This is a genomic window from Parachitinimonas caeni (assembly GCF_030129945.1).
GTDB lineage: Bacteria > Pseudomonadota > Gammaproteobacteria > Burkholderiales > Chitinimonadaceae > Parachitinimonas > Parachitinimonas caeni.
Genome location: NZ_JARRAF010000006.1, coordinates 67,389 through 82,440, shown reverse-complemented (window position 1 = coordinate 82,440; position 15,052 = coordinate 67,389). Strand labels below are relative to the sequence as shown.

Genomic DNA, 15,052 nt, shown 5'->3' with positions numbered 1-15,052 from the left:
TGGGCCATGAGTGCCAACAACGACGAGGCCGTCCGCCGTTGCGCAATCCTCCTGATGAGCTTGGGAGAAGATGCGGCGGTCGAGGTGTTTAAGTACCTTGGCCCGAAAGAGGTACAGAAAATCGGCTCCGCCATGGCCAATATGGACAACGTGACGCGGGAGCAGGTTGAAGAGGTCATTGGCGACTTCATCGCCTCAACCCAGAACCGTGCCAATTTTGGCGCGGCAGACGAATACATCCGCTCTGTGCTGACCAAGGCCCTCGGTTCAGACAAAGCAGCCAACCTGCTGGATCGCATTCTGCAGGGAGGCGACAACACCGGTATCGAGGCGCTGAAGTGGATGGATTCTGCCGCAGCGGCCGAACTGATCAAAAACGAGCATCCGCAGATTATCGCGACCATTCTGGTGCATCTGGAACCTGATCAGTGCTCTGAAATCCTTGCCCAGTTCACCGAGCGACTACGCAATGACGCCCTGCTGCGGATCGCTACCCTCGAAGGCGTGCAACCTGCCGCTCTGCGCGAATTGAATGACGTGCTGACCCAATTGCTGTCCGGATCTGACCGGATCAAGAAGTCGGTCATGGGTGGCGAGAAGATGACCGCCGAAATTCTCAACTTCATGGGGGGCGTGGTCGAGACATCGGCCCTCAATTCCATTCGCGAGTACGACCCGGAGCTGGCGCAACGTATCCAGGACAAGATGTTCGTGTTCGAGAACCTTGTGGATGTGGACGATCGCGGGATTCAGCTGCTGCTGCGCGAAGTGCAGTCCGAGTCACTCATCATTGCGCTCAAAGGTACCAGTGAAGAGCTGCGTAATAAGGTCTTTCGCAATATGTCGGCGCGGGCAGCGGAAATGCTGCGCGACGACTTCGAGGCCAAAGGGGCGGTCAAGCTATCTGAAGTGGAGGCGGAGCAGCGCGAAATTCTCAAGATCGTGCGACGACTGGCTGATGAAGGCCAGCTGGTGATTGCCAAGAAGGGTGAGGAAGGCTTTGTTGAATAAGGTTTGCCGAGATGAAAGCCTGGTCCAGTAAAAGTGTCATCCCTGGCGACGCCGCCGTTCCTTACGAAAAGTGGAAACCAGAGGGCATATTCGGCGATGTGGTGAGTACCAGTCGCGTCAAGCGACTCGATCCACGTAACTTGAAACCGCCGGAACCCGAAGTCGTAGAGCCGGAAGAGCCGGCAATGCAAGCGGCTGAGCCGGAACCCGAGGTTGAGGCGGACCCGGTACCGCAAGGGCCGTCGCCAGAAGAAATCGAAGCAGTGCTGTCTGCAGCCCGCGAGCAGGGTATGGCGGAAGGACGTGCCAGCGGCTGGGCGGCGGGGCACGAAGAAGGACTAGCCGCCGGCCGTGAGCAAGGCATACGAGAAGGCAGAGTGCAGGCAGAAAGTGAGTTGGCGAGAATGCAGACGCTGCTCGCCTCGCTGGCGACGTCGATCACGCAGGCCGAATCGGAATTGGCGAGCCCTTTGCTGGATGTTGCTTTGGCGGTCGCCCGGCAGGTGTTGCGCCGTGAGCTGACCTTGCGGCGAGATACCTTGATCATGGTGATCCGGGAAGCGTTGACGGAACTGCCGCAATTGGCAGGGCAGCCGAAATTGTTGGTCAACCCCGATGATCTGGCGCTGGTGGAAACGCTGCTGGGAGCTGAGTTGGCCGTCGATCAATGGCGCATTGTGCCGGATTCTTCGCTGGAGCCAGGCGGGGCCCGTATTGAATCCAGCACGGGCGAAGTGGATTTGAGTGTTGAAGCGCGCTGGCGGCGAGTGGTCGAGTCGCTGGGGCGGTCCGACGACTGGTCGCCAGCTTTGGCGATGGCAGAGCAATGAGCGCGATTGATAACTGGAAACGCTATCTGCAGGACTGCGGTGCCGTGGTTGGAGAGTCTGCTGCCTGGACGCCGCGTGGTCGTTTAACTCGTGTGGCCGGACTGGTGCTGGAGGCGGTGGGGATCAAGCTTCCAGTCGGCAGCGCCTGTATGGTGGTACTACCAAGCGGCCTCTCGGTTGAGGCGGAAGTGGTCGGCTTCAATGGTGATCGCCTGTTTCTGATGCCGATTTCCGAGGTGTATGGCCTGGAGCCTGGTGCCTGGGTTGTACCGTTTGAGGATATCGCCGCACAGGTTCCACAGTTTGGGATTCCCCGGCCACCGCAGCGACGCATTGAAGATCATGGCCGACAGGTTGCCGTTGGGCCAGGGCTGCTGGGACGGGTGCTGGACGGGGTCGGGCGTCCACTCGACAAGCAGGGGGCCTTGCAGACAGAAGGTCATGTTCCACTGTTTTCGCGGCCTTTCAACCCGCTGGATCGCGCGCCCGTGCGCGATGCGCTGGATGTTGGCGTGCGGGCGATCAATGGTTTGCTGACAGTTGGTCGCGGCCAACGACTTGGACTGTTTGCAGGCTCAGGCGTGGGCAAAAGTGTCTTGCTGGGCATGATGGCCCGTTATACGACGGCCGATGTGGTGGTGGTCGGCCTGATCGGTGAGCGCGGTCGGGAGGTGAAGGAGTTCATCGACAATATCCTCGGCGAGGAAGGTCGTAAACGTGCAGTAGTGGTAGCCGCACCTGCCGATACCCCACCGCTGTTGCGGCTACATGGTGCCGCCTATGCGGCAGCAATTGCCGAGTATTTCCGGTCGGAGGGCGCGAACGTCTTGTTGATCATGGACTCGCTGACACGCTATGCGATGGCGCAACGCGAAATTGCCCTGGCCATAGGCGAGCCACCAGCCACCAAGGGCTATCCGCCCAGTGTTTTTGCCAAATTACCCCAACTGGTGGAACGTGCCGGCAATGCCCATGAAGGCGGCGGCTCGATAACGGCGTTTTATACCGTACTGTCGGAGGGGGATGACCAGCAGGATCCGATTGCTGACAATGCACGGGCGATTCTGGATGGCCATATCGTGCTCAATCGCAGCCTGGCGGATGCGGGCCACTATCCGGCGATTGATATTGAACAGTCGATCAGTCGGGTGATGACAGATATCGTGCCCCTGCACGAGCTGGATCAGATCCGCCGCTTCAAGAATCTGTATTCACGTTATCAGCGCAGCAAAGATCTGCTGAATGTCGGTGCCTACGTGCGTGGTGCCGATCCGGTGCTGGATGAAGCCATTGCACGCCTGCCCCGGATGGAGGCCTATCTGCAGCAGGGCATCACGGAGCGGGAATCGTATGCAGGTGCCCGCTCGGGCTTGGCAAACCTGTTTCTCGGATAAATCGGTGAATTAATCCGCCATGGCACGCAAATTTCAGTACGCCTTTCTGCTGCAACTGGCACAGGACCGCAGTGACGATGCTGCCGATGTGATGCGGGCTGCCAAAGCGCGCTGGGATCTTTCGCAGCAGAAGCTGGCGCAGGTTCAAGCGTATCGGGATGAATACCGTAATCGCTTCGCTGCCAGCTCCCAGCTTGGCATCAGCGTGGTGCAGTGGCGGGATTTTCAGTTGTTTCTTGCTCGGCTTGATGCCGCAGTCGAGGCGCAGGCAGGTGAGGTGCAACGATGTGCCGAAGGGTTCGAACAGGCACGCCTGGCCTGGCTGGAACAGCAGAAGCAGGTCAAAGCCTTTGAAACACTGGAGATGCGCCACGATCAACGACTACTGGCGCTGGAAAACAAGCGCGAACAAAAGCAGTCGGACGAGTCGGCAGGCAAGATGTATCGGCAGGTGCAGACACAAGATCGCTGACCAAAGGGAGCATGGGCTGATAGGGTCAGAGGCGGCTGGCATCCACCTTGCTTTGGAGGGTATGACCACTCCGCTCCAAGCTGCTCTGGGTGTGCAGCAGATCGCCGTCGATTGCCTGGCCGTCTGCTGCGTCGTGCTGGCAGCGCAAGGCGCCTGTCTTTCTGTCGGGGAAATTGCCGGAACGTTGGGGGCTTAGTCTTTTGGCTGTTTTTAATGGGCACGGTGAATCAATGCCTAAAAAAGCCGCAAGACAGCGCCTTCCAATTTTCCAGCTCCCCGCCAGTTGAAAGCTAGGCAGCCTCTTGGAGCTGGGGTTCCTGTAACCATGTCCAGACAGGATGCCGCCATGCCAGCCGCTACGTCGCTTCTGATCAATGCGCTCGCCAGTTCGAATGTCGCCAATGGCCGTAACGCCAGTAAGGTGGCAGATGCGAATGGCCAGAGTTTCAGCCAGATTTTGACAAGACAGACCCAGCCCGAGAAACCCGCTGCTAAACCGGCAGAGCGTGCACCGGAGAGCAAGACCCCTATACCGGCGCCCCCCGACGCCAAACCACAGATGGAGGAGGCATCAGCCACCTCTGCGCCGCCCGACCAAGCCAGTGCCAAACCCGATGCAGACCGTGGGGATGCGGCCAAAGATGCTGCGACGCAGACGACGGCGGTTGACGCGAATCAGGCAGCCGTCAATCCAGCGCTGGCTGCGCTAATCCAGCAGCTGCTGGCCCAGTCGGCAGACAAGTCTGTAACGCTTAATGGTGATCTTGGCGGTCAGGACAAGGCAGGTGTTGAACTGGTGGTCGATGCGGATCAAGCCTCGAAGCGCAGCTTGAAGCTGCCGGTTGATGGGGGGGGCGAGCCGAGCAGCGAGCGGCAAACCCTGCCGTTACTGACGGCGGAGGCGGCAAATAAGGCAGCTGATGGTGTTGGCGCTCAAAGAGGGGAAGGCAGCCATCAAGGTGCTAGTGCATTTGAGCTGGAAATGGCCAAAGCACGGGTCGCTACCCCGCAGATGAATACCGAACCCATCCGTATCCATAACGCTGATGCGGCCGGGCATACTAAAGTCGTCATTCCGGTAAGCGAGCCGGTTGGGGCGCCTGGGTGGGGTGAGTCGGTTGGCCAGAAAGTGGTGATGATGGTGGGGCAAGGGCAGCAGGATGTTGAGATGCAGCTGAATCCGCCTAACCTCGGGCCGCTGGAGGTAAAGCTCAGTCTGAATCAGGGGGATGCCACGGTGACTTTCCTGTCCGCGCATGCTCCGGTGCGTGAGGCGCTGCAGTCGGCCCTGCCCAAGTTGCAGGAGATGTTGTCCGAAAGTGGTATTGCCTTGGTCAATGTTCAGGTTGGATCAGACAACGCATCCCAGCAACAGCAGGCTGCAGAACAGTTTCAGCAGCAGGCCCATTCCGGACGTCGCCAAGTCTTTGGTGAGGCGCCGCCAAGCATCAGTCCTCCGGGGTGGGAGCGCGTGGCGCTAGGGGCTTCCGTACCAGGCGGGGTGAATTTGTTTGTATAGGCTCTGTTGAACCGATTATCGGCATGAGTACAGGTGGCGGCGCTTGTTTGTAGAACTGGCGTGCTTTATAAACCAATTAAAATCACGCATTCCCTGTATGCATGCGGGTTTGCTTGCAATCAGACGTGTTTACGGCCGGCAATTTTGCCCGGTTTGAAAGCAAAAGTTGCCGTGCTGACGCCAAGTTTTCTTTCTGTACAAAGACTTGTCTGGCGTGGCGCGGCGGGCTGCATGGAAAACTGATCGTCAATCGGTTCAACAAAAGGAACATCCCCTATGGCAGAAGCTAAGAAGGCAGCACCGGCACCGGCAGCAGCGGCAGAGGCTGCACCGGCAGGCAAAAGCAAGAAAAACCTTGTCTTGTATATTGTCATTGCCCTGTTGACCTTGGTGATTCTGGTGGGCGGCGGCGTAGGTGCCGTATTGTTTCTGACGATGGGCACGAATACTGCTGCAGAAGACCCAGCCGCTGCACATGATGAAGAAAGCGGTGGCAAAGAGCACAAGAAGGAAAAGAAGAGCAAGAAGAAGGGGGGCGATCATGCCCCGATTTTCGAAAAGCTAGATACGTTTACCGTCAACCTCTCAGGCGGTTCGACAGTGCTGCAGACAGAGATTCATGTCGAGCTGGATGACGAAAAGATGAAGGAAACGATCAAAGGCTACACGCCTAAGTTACGAAGTGAAATCATCCTGCTGATGTCGTCGAAGAAGCCGGAAGATGTTTCGACTACTGAGGGTAAGGTCAAGCTCCAGGCGGAGCTGAAAGAGAAGATCAACAAGGTACTGGGTGCTGGCGAAGACGATGACGGTGTGAAGTCAGTGCAGTTCAATTCGTTTATCGTGCAGTAGCGGGCCCGGTTCGAATGATGAAAGCGAGTAAGCCATGGCCGACGATATTCTCTCGCAGGAGGAGGTAGACGCCCTTCTGCGAGGGGTGACCGGAGAAGAGGAAGAGTCGGATGAGGGCGGCGATGCAACGGCGGTCCGCCTTTATGACATTGGCCGGCAGGAGCGGATCGTTCGCGGCCGGATGCCGACGCTTGAAATTATTAACGAGCGTTTTGCCCGCAATCTGCGAATTGGCCTGTTCAACTTCATGCGCCGTTCTGCCGAAATATCGGTGGGGGCGGTCAGAGTACAGAAGTACAGCGAGTTCATCCGGAATCTGGTTGTTCCCACCAACCTGAATCTGATTCATATGAAGCCTCTGCGGGGTACCGGCCTGTTCATTTTCGATCCGGATCTGGTCTTTCTGGTGGTGGACAATATGTTCGGATCGGATGGCCGTTACCATGTGCGGGTTGAAGGCCGGGACTTCACCCCGACCGAACAGCGGATCATCCAGCGGCTGCTGGAAGTCGTATTCGAGGAATACCGCAAGGCATGGGAGCCAGTATTCAAAACCGAGTTTTCGTATGTACGCTCGGAAATGAATACACAATTTGCCAACATCGCCACACCGACTGAGGTAGTGGTGGCTTTCACCTTCAAGATCGAGCTGGGCGCAGGAGGCGGAGACTTCCATGTCTGCTTCCCATATTCAATGATCGAGCCATTGCGCGATCTCTTGTACAGTTCGATGCAAGCGGACCGGATGGAAGCGGATAACCGCTGGTTGAAACTGCTGTCGCGTGAGGTTCAGACCGCAGAGGTCGATCTGGTCGCCTCGTTGGGAACTGCGCAGCTGGCGCTGGGAGAGATTCTGGACTTAAAGGCTGGCGACATTATCCCGATTGATATTCCCGAGCTGATCGTTGCAGAGGTTGATGGCGTACCAGTGCTTGAGTGCAAATATGGGGTGCTGCGCAGCCAATATGCGCTGCGGGTAGACAAGATTCTTACCTCGCCTGAGCACCTGATGTTCCAGGACGAACAGCTGGAGGAGTCGCGCAATGAATGAAAATGAACAGGCGCTGGACGACTGGGCTGCGGCTCTGGCAGAGCAACAGGCTGCGGATGAGGCTGCAGCCGCTACGACATCGTCTCCTGCACCCTCCATGATGGGTTCGCAGTCGAATGTGTCCCCAGCTGATATTTTCGAGCGCTTCGATGCGACACCATCGCAGCCGACAGTGCCGAATAATATCGATATGATCATGGACATCCCAGTCACCCTGACGGTTGAGCTGGGACGCACCAAAATTGCCATCCGCAGCCTGTTGCAACTGGCACAGGGTTCAGTCGTTGAACTGGACGGCCTTGCTGGCGAGCCGATGGATGTACTGGTAAACGGCTGCCTGATTGCCCAAGGCGAAGTGGTGGTGGTCAATGACAAATTCGGTATCCGCCTGACGGATATCATTACCCCTGCGGAACGTATCCGCCGACTCCATAAATGACGTTTTCCCGAATCTGCTTAACGGTTTTCTTCCTGTTTTCCTCTTTGGCATTTGCGGCCAATACACCTCCAGCCGCCGAGCCTCTGACTCCCTCTCTGGGTATTCTTCAAGTGTTTGGCGCACTGGTGTTCGTGCTGGGTGCCATTCTGGTGACGGCTTGGGCGCTTAAGCGGTTTGCTCAAGGGGGATTATCTGGCAACCCTACTCTGCGCGTGGTGGGGGGCGTTATGGTTGGTCCGAAAGAGCGTGTCGTGATTGTTGAAGTGGGTGAAAACTGGCTGGTGCTGGGGGTTACCGCTGCGGAGGTCAGCATGTTGCAAAGTCTGCCCAGGCCCGCTGATGCGGCCATTACGGCTGCAAACCCGGCTCTGGCACCGTTTGCAGAAAAATTTCTTGCCGCCTTGAAGGGGCGATCACCGGAAAAGAACGAGGAGCCAAAATGACGGCTTGGGCAAGAAAGAGTCTGATTTGCTTACCGTTTCTGCTCATGCAGGCTTATGCCGCAGACCCTAGCTTGCCATTGATGACCAGCACCCCCGCCGGGGCCGGGCAGTCTTATAGCCTGTCCCTGCAAACCTTGTTGTTTCTCACAAGCCTGACTTTCCTGCCGGCGGTTCTGTTGATGATGACGGCGTTTACCCGCATCGTCATCGTACTGTCCCTGCTGCGACAGGCATTGGGTACCATCCAGGCTCCGCCCAACCAGGTCATTGTGGGCTTATCGTTGTTCCTGACGGTATTCGTGATGTCGCCCGTACTGGATCGGATCTGGACAGAGGCCTACCAGCCACTTTCTGAAGACAAAATTTCCTTTAATCAGGCATTGGAACGGGGCAGCGTGCCACTCAAACAATTCATGATGCGGCAGACCCGGCAAAAAGATCTGGCGCTGTTTATCGAACTCTCCAATAGTCCTGCACCTAAAGGGCCTGAAGATGTCAGCATGAAGGCACTCGTTCCGGCCTTTGTGACCAGTGAGCTGAAGACTGCGTTTCAGATCGGCTTTCTGGTATTCATTCCCTTCCTGATCATCGATATGGTGGTTGCCAGTGTACTGATGGCGATGGGGATGATGATGGTGTCACCGGTGATCATTTCCCTGCCTTTCAAGCTAATGCTGTTTGTTCTCGTTGATGGCTGGACTTTGCTGATCGCGTCGCTGGTACAAAGTTTTCAGGGGGGGTAGCACATGTCACCCGAAGCGGTCATCGGCATTATTCAGCGGGCGTTCGAAGTCATGTTGCTATTGGGTGGGCCTTTGCTGCTTGCAGCGTTGGGCACGGGTCTGATCATCAGTGTCTTTCAGGCCGCCACCCAGATCAACGAAGCCACTCTTTCCTTCATTCCCAAGCTGCTGGTGACATTTCTCGTAATGGTGCTGGCTGGGCCCTGGATGCTAAGCATCATCATTGACTACACCACTCGACTTTTTCAGAGCATTCCGACCATGATCGGATGATGGCAGAGGCTGGATGATGGATACCTGGCTGAATTTGGAGGCCCTGAGGTGATTACACTCACTTCTGCACAGATTGATGCCTGGCTGGCGTTATTGCTGTGGCCATTCTTTCGCATTCTCGCCATTCTTTCGACCGATCCTTTTTACTCCAGCCGAAGCATCCCTATTCGTGTGAGGGTCGCCCTGGCCTTCATGCTGACCTTACTGCTGATCCCCTCCCTGCCTACCATGCCTGCTGTGGCGCCGGTGTCGCCAATGGGGATCTTGATTGGCCTGCAGCAGATCATCATTGGCGTTGCGATCGGTTTCACCATGCGGATCGTTTTCACGGCTGTGGAAATGGCCGGCCATATCGCTGGCCTGCAAATGGGTTTGGGTTTTGCCAGCTTCTACGATCCCCAGCATGCCAGTAATGTTGCTGTGGTCGCTCAGGTCGCCAGCTTGTTGACCTTGTTGCTGTTTTTGGCGCTGAACGGCCATTTGATCATGATTGAAACCATCGCCAAGTCATTCGTGAGCCTGCCCATACAGGCCAAACCTCTGGCCGCCGCAGGCTTTAAGGCAGTAGTGATGTGGGGGGGCGAAATATTTCGATATGGCGTGTTGTTATCGTTGCCGGTAGTGGCTGCTTTATTGATTACCAATCTGTCGATTGGTGTCATGGCAAAGGCAGCGCCTCAGCTGAATATTTTCGCGGTAGGCTTTCCGCTGACACTGACGATCGGTGGGGCTGCCATGTATTTTGTCTTTCCTGGTTTTGTGCCGCATATTCAGCATTTGATAGACAGCGCAAACAAGATGGCCTTACGGCTGTTTTCGTAGCTGGACGACGAAAAGCGGTAACACAAAACGAAACGCCCACGATTGCGTGGGCGTTTGTGGATTCAGCGTTCAGCGTCTAAATCGCCGCTTCATTGATTTCACCGGTGCGGATACGCACAACCTGCTCGACAGCGGTGACGAAGATCTTGCCGTCACCGATTTTGCCAGTTCGGGCCGCTTTGATGATGGCATCAATTGCCGGTTCGATCTTGTCTTCGGTCAGCACGACTTCGATTTTGACCTTCGGCAGGAAATCAACGACGTACTCAGCCCCGCGATACAGTTCGGTATGACCTTTCTGGCGGCCAAAGCCTTTTACTTCTGTAACCGTCAAACCTGTAATTCCGATCTCCGATAGCGCTTCACGTACCTCGTCGAGCTTGAACGGCTTGATGATGGCTTCGATTTTCTTCATGCGCGAATCCTCCCTAGGCGGTGACCGGAAAAAGAAATGGCCGGAAATTCTCGGCCATTTCTTTATATGGGTATTACTCTACCTTTGCCTTGGCTTTCAGATCGTCAATCAGCTTGCCGATCTGTTCGCCTTGCAGCTTTTGCTGCAGGTTAGGCTTCACTTCCTCGAAAGAAGGGCCTTGTACTTCACGAACATCTTCCAGCTTGATGATGTGGTAACCGAACTGGCTCTTTACCGGTGCTGGGTTGATCTGGCCCTTGGCGAGCTTGACCATCACATCGCTGAACTCCTTGACGAAGTTGCCGGGTGCGGCCCAGCCCAGATCACCACCGTTGGTTTTGCTGCCCGGATCCTTGGATTTTTCCTTGGCCAGGTCATCAAACTTCTTGCCCTTTTTCAGCTGAGCCAGGATTTCTTTGGCTTCTTCTTCCTTGTCCACCAGGATGTGGCGGGAGTGATACTCCTTGTCGCCCTGAGCTTGTTTCATCTGCTCTTTCATCTTGTCGTACTCTTTTTTCAGGTCAGCATCGCTGATGGGATGTGTCTTGCGATACTGCATGATGAAGGCACGGGCCAGTGCTTTCTGTTTGTAGATTTCCATTTCGACTTGCATGTCCGGTGCTTTGTCCAGACCTTGCTTGACGGCTTCTTGTGCGGCCAACTCTTCAACAATCATCTGCTCGCGAATCTTGCCACGGATCTCCGGGCTGTCTTTAGCGCCGCCTTCGGAAATCTGCTTGACGATGAATTCCAAGCGGTTTTGCGGAATGGCTACGCCGTTCACAACGGCTACGGGCTTGGTTTCTGCAGCCTGAGCCGAGAGAGCCAGAGAGCCGGCAATCAGGGACAGGGCAAAGCGAGTGGTGTTGCGCATCTTTATGCTTCCTTGTGGACTATGCCAAGTTGATTTCAGATAGGTGTTTAGCTGCTACCAGGTATTACCGGAATACGAGTAAGGCAGTTGTTGCTCACAGCTCTTCCGGGGTAAACGCCTGGATGCTTAGAGCGTGTATTGGCCCTCGCATGAGTTCACCCAATGCTGAGTAGATCATGCGGTGCCGAGCGATTGCTGGTTTGCCGGCAAATTGCTCTGACACGATAGTGAGCCAATAGTGCCCGCCACCTCCTGCAGCACCTGCGTGCCCGGCGTGTTGGGCGCTGTCATCGCGGATCTCAAGAGTCTGCGGCGACAAAACGGCAAGTCTCTCACGGATGAGTTCGATTTGAGTCATGCGGGAAAGACTTTTTTAAAAGGTTTGACGACAACGGTTTGATATACCCCTGCAGAAAGATAGGGGTCTTGGTCGGCCCACTGTTGAGCGGCGGTCAGACTGTCAAACTCAGCAACAATCAAGCTGCCAGAGAAGCCGGCAGGGCCTGGGTCTGGGCTGTCAATGGCAGGACAGGGGCCTGCCAGCAGCAAGCGACCTTGATCTTGCAAGGCGACGAGTCGTGCCAGATGCTGGGGGCGAGCCGCCAAGCGTTTATCAAGGGTGTCAGGGTAGTCTGTGGCGACGATTGCGTAGAACACGGGTTACTCCTTTGGTGTGTCTGGCTCAATGTATTTGGAGATGGCCAGTGCTTGTGCAATCGAGAAAACAAAGACAAGGCCAATGAGCCCGAATGTTTTGAAATTCACCCAGACATGCTCTGAGAAGTTGAAGGCCACAAACAGGTTGATGCCACCAACGGTGGTGAAAAAACTCGCCCAAGCGATATTGAGCCTGTCCCAGATCTTGGCTGGCAGATTCAGCTGGCTGCCCAGTAGGGATTTCAAGCCATTCTTGCGGAAGCCGTATCTGGCTATGAGCAAGGCTGTCGCCAGGGTCCAGTACAGGACGGTGGGTTTCCACAGGATGAAGGTCTTGTTGTGCAGGATCAGTGTGGCGCCACCGAAAATGGTAACGATACCGAAACTTAACCACAGTGTAGGGCTGATGGGCTTTTTACGTAAAAAGCAATATGCCACCTGAGCAAAGGTGGCGCCGATGGCAACGGCCGTTGCGACGTAGATTTCCTCGCCTGTGAGTTTATAGGCAAGAAAGAACAGCAAGACCGGGAAGAGATCGAACAGCAATTTCATAGGGCAGGGATTATGCCGCTGAATTTGGTGTGCGCACAACCCGTTACGCGTGGCAGTGCTGGGCGGAAAGATCTGACAATAAAAGATGCGTCACCAGCAGCTTGGCTGGTGACGCGATAAAACCACTGGAGATACACAAACTGGAAGCTTTCACTTCCTGCTTGGCATTGTGATACCAGCGAGCGGGTCGGGATTTGACGCGTATCAAGTTATCTCACTGCGTGCTTCAGTATCCACCCTTGCTCACTTCGCCCATGTATTGCTGCAAGGTACCTACATCAATGATGTTGGCACCGGGCGCTGGCTTGTAGTAGTAGACCTTGCCGTCCTTGGTTCCAAGATACTCACCGGTTGCAGAGTATTGGCGGAAGGTGTAGCCGAGAGCCGTTTGCGTGGTGGCAGATTTCGGAAGGAAATTGCCGGCAAAGGTGCGTTCTGCCCAGTCAAACAGCCGGTCATCATTGCTGACGGTCATAGCGTTTTTCCAGATTTTCAGCAGTTGCCTCAGGCTTTCCGGTTTGTTTTGTGGCTCGGATTGACCTGCGTGCGCCGTTTTATTGATGCCGTGGCAAGATGCGCACACTCTGACTTCCCCGGGCTGGAAGGTGAGCCAATAGCGTTCGCGCACGACGGGATCATTCTGATTGGTGAGCTGCCAGCTCATGGCACGGCGAGCGGGGACGAAGGCGGCTACCGAGCCATCTGGAGCGACTGCCGCAGCGTTCTTGACCCCGGTGAAGCGGTTTTTCCCCTTGTCATCGTGCATGGGTTGGGCAATCACGCGTCGGCCGGCTCGGGGATTGGTGGTACCACCAATGCCTCGCAGTTGGTCGGCCTGAACGAACTGCAGGTGGCTGACGTCGTAGACGCGGCCAGTCTTGGGTACGCTGGAGGCGCCACCTGGTACCCGCAGGTTATAGGGCTGTTGCCGGTCGCTGTGGTCGCGAAGGGTGACGTCCCGGCTCACCATTAAGGCCAGATCATTCTGCTTGAGGAAGTCTTTGAAGGCATTGATATCAACGCCTTCTTCGGTAAAAACCTGCATTTCAGGGTCTGGGAGGGGCTGAGTGCTGGCTTGAGGGCGTTGCCGCACTTTCAACTCCACCGGGTTGAGTTCCCACAGCGGGCCGTTGTAGCTAACTTTCACATCAGGACTCCACCAGCTCAGCGACTTGGTGATACCTGCTGTGAGAGCCTCCGTGGCTTTGTAGTAGCCCGAGGCATCTTTGGTCAGAAGTTTCAGTCGGAAGTCGTAGCGTGACTTGGGCGCGGTACTGGTGCCTTCGTTCTTGTCGGTTCGGGTCTCTGTGGTATGCGCCGCGACTAGCTGGCCATCCGATAGCGGAAGCGGGTCGCGATACAAGCCGCTGTGATTGGCACTGGGTGTCTTTCCTTCATCGGTAAATCCTGCGGTGTCCGGATGGGTCAGATAAGTGGCGGTCATGTTGTCGGGGTTGTCGCTGGGAGCACCATTCAGGCTGACAATCTGGCCTGCCGCGTGGGTTCCGAACTCGGGCATGCTTGCACCGAGGAAAACGCCGGGTCGGCTAGGGTCTTCCTTGATCTGCAGCATGATGTCGTTGAGCAACCGCAACCGGTTACCCCGACCCTCATAGCAGCAGTAAGTTAGGTTCTTGTCATCTTCGAAACTCTGGTTGCCGTAGTTGCCCAGATCGTGTCTTCCTACGTGATTCAGCGTTTCCTCGCCAGTGCCATCCTGGTTGATTTGCCAGGGAAAGAATTGATTGAAGGTATGGGCATTGACCTTGCCGTAGAGCGCTGAGCTGCTTTCCTGGCGGGGTTCTGGAAACATCTCGGTACGGTCGTTCAGTTTGGCCGCATCGGCTGCTTCGCTGGCGTAGTTGAAAGTGCCATAGTCGGAGCCTTCCCGATCAGCATCGGCTTGCTGGTCTCGTTGCAGATGATCCCAACGGCTGAAGATGACGCGCCCGAAGCTGTCGATTTGTGGGGTGAATGCACCCGAAGGGGCATGGTTCAGCATGAATAAATCACCGGTTGCGGGATTGAGGCTCCACAGTCCTGTCACCGTCGGTGCTTCCTCGTATTCATCCAGCTGCGGATAAAGATGCCTTTCGCCGGAACGCGGGCGATCTGTGGTGAAAATGATCCGGTCATCAGTGCCATAGATGGGCTGGATGTTGTTGAAATCCTCGGGCTGCTTGGCAACTTTGGTAATAACCGGGGTTTCATCCTTGCCCAGACCCGTCATCTCATACAGCTGCCAGTAATAAGTCTTATATTCGTATTGTTTGGATGGTCCGCCGATGACGGCGCTGAAGAGGATTTTTTTGCCATCCCAGTGCGGGGAGGGATCACGAACGGCGATTGCAGTGGTGCCAAGCAGGCCGCTGGAGCTGACTCCGGCAGCTTCGGTCAGGTTTTTCAGTGTGCCGTCCTGATAGCGTATCCACAGATCGCCACCGCGTGCTGCGGAGTCCATGCTGGCCTGGTGGTTGCCAAAGGTCGAGCCGATGGTCGTGAAGTCGGCAATCACGGGCACTTGGGTGACAAAAACAATAGGGTGAGGGGTTGTTACGGCAGCTTGAGAGAGCGGTGCCCAAGTCAGGGCGACCAGAGCTGCCAGTCGGTTGAGGCGTGTCATGGCAATTTCCTTCAGCGCAGATGTGAATATGACACTAGCACGTTGACGCAGCGGTTTATACGGACAAAGTACCTGCATTTTT

General features: G+C 55.9%; 19 protein-coding genes. 13 read left to right on the top strand and 6 right to left on the bottom strand.

The genetic code is table 11. From position 1 onward, the window contains the following. Positions 1-6: 6 nt before the first annotated feature. The 13 genes from fliG to fliR all read left to right on the top strand — a co-directional run bounded on the left by fliG (position 7) and on the right by fliR (position 9,849). The gene (gene fliG / locus PZA18_RS07000) at positions 7-1,011 is read left to right on the top strand and encodes a flagellar motor switch protein FliG (protein ID WP_284100100.1); all 1,005 of its coding nucleotides are present in this window, start codon (positions 7-9) and stop codon (positions 1,009-1,011) included. Between the two features lie 11 nt (positions 1,012-1,022). After that, positions 1,023-1,841, top strand: a complete 819-nt coding sequence (locus tag PZA18_RS06995) for a flagellar assembly protein FliH (RefSeq protein ID WP_284100099.1) — start codon at positions 1,023-1,025, stop codon at positions 1,839-1,841. Further along, a complete protein-coding gene (gene fliI / locus PZA18_RS06990) occupies positions 1,838-3,235 on the top strand; it encodes a flagellar protein export ATPase FliI (protein ID WP_284100098.1) in 1,398 nt (465 codons plus the stop codon). Before PZA18_RS06995 ends, fliI begins: the two co-directional genes overlap by 4 nt. 19 nt (positions 3,236-3,254) lie before the next feature. Beyond that, positions 3,255-3,707 (top strand): flagellar export protein FliJ, encoded by a 453-nt coding sequence (fliJ, locus tag PZA18_RS06985; RefSeq protein ID WP_284100097.1) that lies wholly within the window; start codon positions 3,255-3,257, stop codon positions 3,705-3,707. 61 nt (positions 3,708-3,768) lie between these two features. After that, complete coding sequence (locus PZA18_RS06980) at positions 3,769-3,903, top strand: hypothetical protein (protein ID WP_284100096.1); 135 nt, start codon at positions 3,769-3,771, stop codon at positions 3,901-3,903. A 129-nt stretch (positions 3,904-4,032) separates the two neighbouring features. After that, entirely contained in the window at positions 4,033-5,226 is a 1,194-nt protein-coding gene (locus PZA18_RS06975; RefSeq protein ID WP_284100095.1) for a flagellar hook-length control protein FliK, read from the top strand. A 276-nt stretch (positions 5,227-5,502) separates the two neighbouring features. Next, positions 5,503-6,078 (top strand): flagellar basal body-associated FliL family protein, encoded by a 576-nt coding sequence (locus PZA18_RS06970; protein ID WP_284100093.1) that lies wholly within the window; start codon positions 5,503-5,505, stop codon positions 6,076-6,078. 34 nt (positions 6,079-6,112) lie between these two features. After that, entirely contained in the window at positions 6,113-7,129 is a 1,017-nt protein-coding gene (fliM, locus tag PZA18_RS06965; protein ID WP_284100092.1) for a flagellar motor switch protein FliM, read from the top strand. Further along, positions 7,122-7,568 carry a flagellar motor switch protein FliN gene (fliN, locus tag PZA18_RS06960; protein WP_284100091.1) on the top strand — a complete coding sequence of 149 codons (447 nt, stop codon included), beginning with the start codon at positions 7,122-7,124 and terminating at the stop codon, positions 7,566-7,568. The genes fliM and fliN overlap by 8 nt, the downstream gene beginning before the upstream one ends. Continuing rightward, positions 7,565-8,011, top strand: a complete 447-nt coding sequence (fliO, locus tag PZA18_RS06955) for a flagellar biosynthetic protein FliO (protein ID WP_284100090.1) — start codon at positions 7,565-7,567, stop codon at positions 8,009-8,011. Before fliN ends, fliO begins: the two co-directional genes overlap by 4 nt. Before the next feature lie 44 nt (positions 8,012-8,055). After that, positions 8,056-8,754: a flagellar type III secretion system pore protein FliP gene (fliP, locus tag PZA18_RS06950; RefSeq protein ID WP_284100234.1), complete on the top strand. Its 699-nt coding sequence runs from the start codon at positions 8,056-8,058 to the stop codon at positions 8,752-8,754. A 3-nt stretch (positions 8,755-8,757) separates the two neighbouring features. After that, positions 8,758-9,027, top strand: a complete 270-nt coding sequence (gene fliQ, locus PZA18_RS06945; protein WP_284100089.1) for a flagellar biosynthesis protein FliQ — start codon at positions 8,758-8,760, stop codon at positions 9,025-9,027. Between the two features lie 48 nt (positions 9,028-9,075). Further along, positions 9,076-9,849 (top strand): flagellar biosynthetic protein FliR, encoded by a 774-nt coding sequence (fliR, locus tag PZA18_RS06940; RefSeq protein WP_284100088.1) that lies wholly within the window; start codon positions 9,076-9,078, stop codon positions 9,847-9,849. A gap of 76 nt (positions 9,850-9,925) precedes the next feature. On the opposite strand, the gene PZA18_RS06935 is transcribed toward fliR, so the two are convergent. From PZA18_RS06935 to PZA18_RS06910, 6 genes are all read right to left on the bottom strand, one after another. Continuing rightward, entirely contained in the window at positions 9,926-10,264 is a 339-nt protein-coding gene (locus tag PZA18_RS06935; protein WP_284100087.1) for a P-II family nitrogen regulator, read from the bottom strand. A 73-nt stretch (positions 10,265-10,337) separates the two neighbouring features. After that, complete coding sequence (locus PZA18_RS06930) at positions 10,338-11,138, bottom strand: peptidylprolyl isomerase (protein ID WP_284100086.1); 801 nt, start codon at positions 11,136-11,138, stop codon at positions 10,338-10,340. Positions 11,139-11,232: 94 nt separating this feature from the next. Continuing rightward, positions 11,233-11,496 carry a BolA family protein gene (locus PZA18_RS06925; RefSeq protein ID WP_284100085.1) on the bottom strand — a complete coding sequence of 88 codons (264 nt, stop codon included), beginning with the start codon at positions 11,494-11,496 and terminating at the stop codon, positions 11,233-11,235. Then, complete coding sequence (locus tag PZA18_RS06920) at positions 11,493-11,795, bottom strand: YciI family protein (RefSeq protein ID WP_284100084.1); 303 nt, start codon at positions 11,793-11,795, stop codon at positions 11,493-11,495. The genes PZA18_RS06925 and PZA18_RS06920 overlap by 4 nt, the downstream gene beginning before the upstream one ends. Before the next feature lie 3 nt (positions 11,796-11,798). Continuing rightward, positions 11,799-12,347 (bottom strand): septation protein A, encoded by a 549-nt coding sequence (locus tag PZA18_RS06915; RefSeq protein WP_284100083.1) that lies wholly within the window; start codon positions 12,345-12,347, stop codon positions 11,799-11,801. Between the two features lie 226 nt (positions 12,348-12,573). After that, entirely contained in the window at positions 12,574-14,970 is a 2,397-nt protein-coding gene (locus PZA18_RS06910; RefSeq protein ID WP_284100082.1) for an HzsA-related protein, read from the bottom strand. Positions 14,971-15,052 lie beyond the last annotated feature (82 nt).

Bases quoted from the DNA above. Each gene is read 5' to 3' on its own strand.
- fliO (WP_284100090.1), top strand. From the start codon at position 7,565: ATGACGTTTTCCCGAATCTGCTTAACGGTTTTCTTCCTGTTTTCCTCT.
- fliJ (WP_284100097.1), top strand. From the start codon at position 3,255: ATGGCACGCAAATTTCAGTACGCCTTTCTGCTGCAACTGGCACAGGAC.
- PZA18_RS06975 (WP_284100095.1), top strand. From the start codon at position 4,033: ATGTCCAGACAGGATGCCGCCATGCCAGCCGCTACGTCGCTTCTGATC.
- PZA18_RS06980 (WP_284100096.1), top strand. From the start codon at position 3,769: ATGACCACTCCGCTCCAAGCTGCTCTGGGTGTGCAGCAGATCGCCGTC.
- fliQ (WP_284100089.1), top strand. From the start codon at position 8,758: ATGTCACCCGAAGCGGTCATCGGCATTATTCAGCGGGCGTTCGAAGTC.
- PZA18_RS06995 (WP_284100099.1), top strand. From the start codon at position 1,023: ATGAAAGCCTGGTCCAGTAAAAGTGTCATCCCTGGCGACGCCGCCGTT.
- PZA18_RS06930 (WP_284100086.1), bottom strand. From the start codon at position 11,138: ATGCGCAACACCACTCGCTTTGCCCTGTCCCTGATTGCCGGCTCTCTG.
- PZA18_RS06915 (WP_284100083.1), bottom strand. From the start codon at position 12,347: ATGAAATTGCTGTTCGATCTCTTCCCGGTCTTGCTGTTCTTTCTTGCC.
- fliP (WP_284100234.1), top strand. From the start codon at position 8,056: ATGCAGGCTTATGCCGCAGACCCTAGCTTGCCATTGATGACCAGCACC.
- PZA18_RS06925 (WP_284100085.1), bottom strand. From the start codon at position 11,496: ATGACTCAAATCGAACTCATCCGTGAGAGACTTGCCGTTTTGTCGCCG.
- PZA18_RS06970 (WP_284100093.1), top strand. From the start codon at position 5,503: ATGGCAGAAGCTAAGAAGGCAGCACCGGCACCGGCAGCAGCGGCAGAG.
- fliM (WP_284100092.1), top strand. From the start codon at position 6,113: ATGGCCGACGATATTCTCTCGCAGGAGGAGGTAGACGCCCTTCTGCGA.
- fliN (WP_284100091.1), top strand. From the start codon at position 7,122: ATGAATGAAAATGAACAGGCGCTGGACGACTGGGCTGCGGCTCTGGCA.
- PZA18_RS06910 (WP_284100082.1), bottom strand. From the start codon at position 14,970: ATGACACGCCTCAACCGACTGGCAGCTCTGGTCGCCCTGACTTGGGCA.
- fliG (WP_284100100.1), top strand. From the start codon at position 7: ATGAGTGCCAACAACGACGAGGCCGTCCGCCGTTGCGCAATCCTCCTG.
- fliI (WP_284100098.1), top strand. From the start codon at position 1,838: ATGAGCGCGATTGATAACTGGAAACGCTATCTGCAGGACTGCGGTGCC.
- PZA18_RS06935 (WP_284100087.1), bottom strand. From the start codon at position 10,264: ATGAAGAAAATCGAAGCCATCATCAAGCCGTTCAAGCTCGACGAGGTA.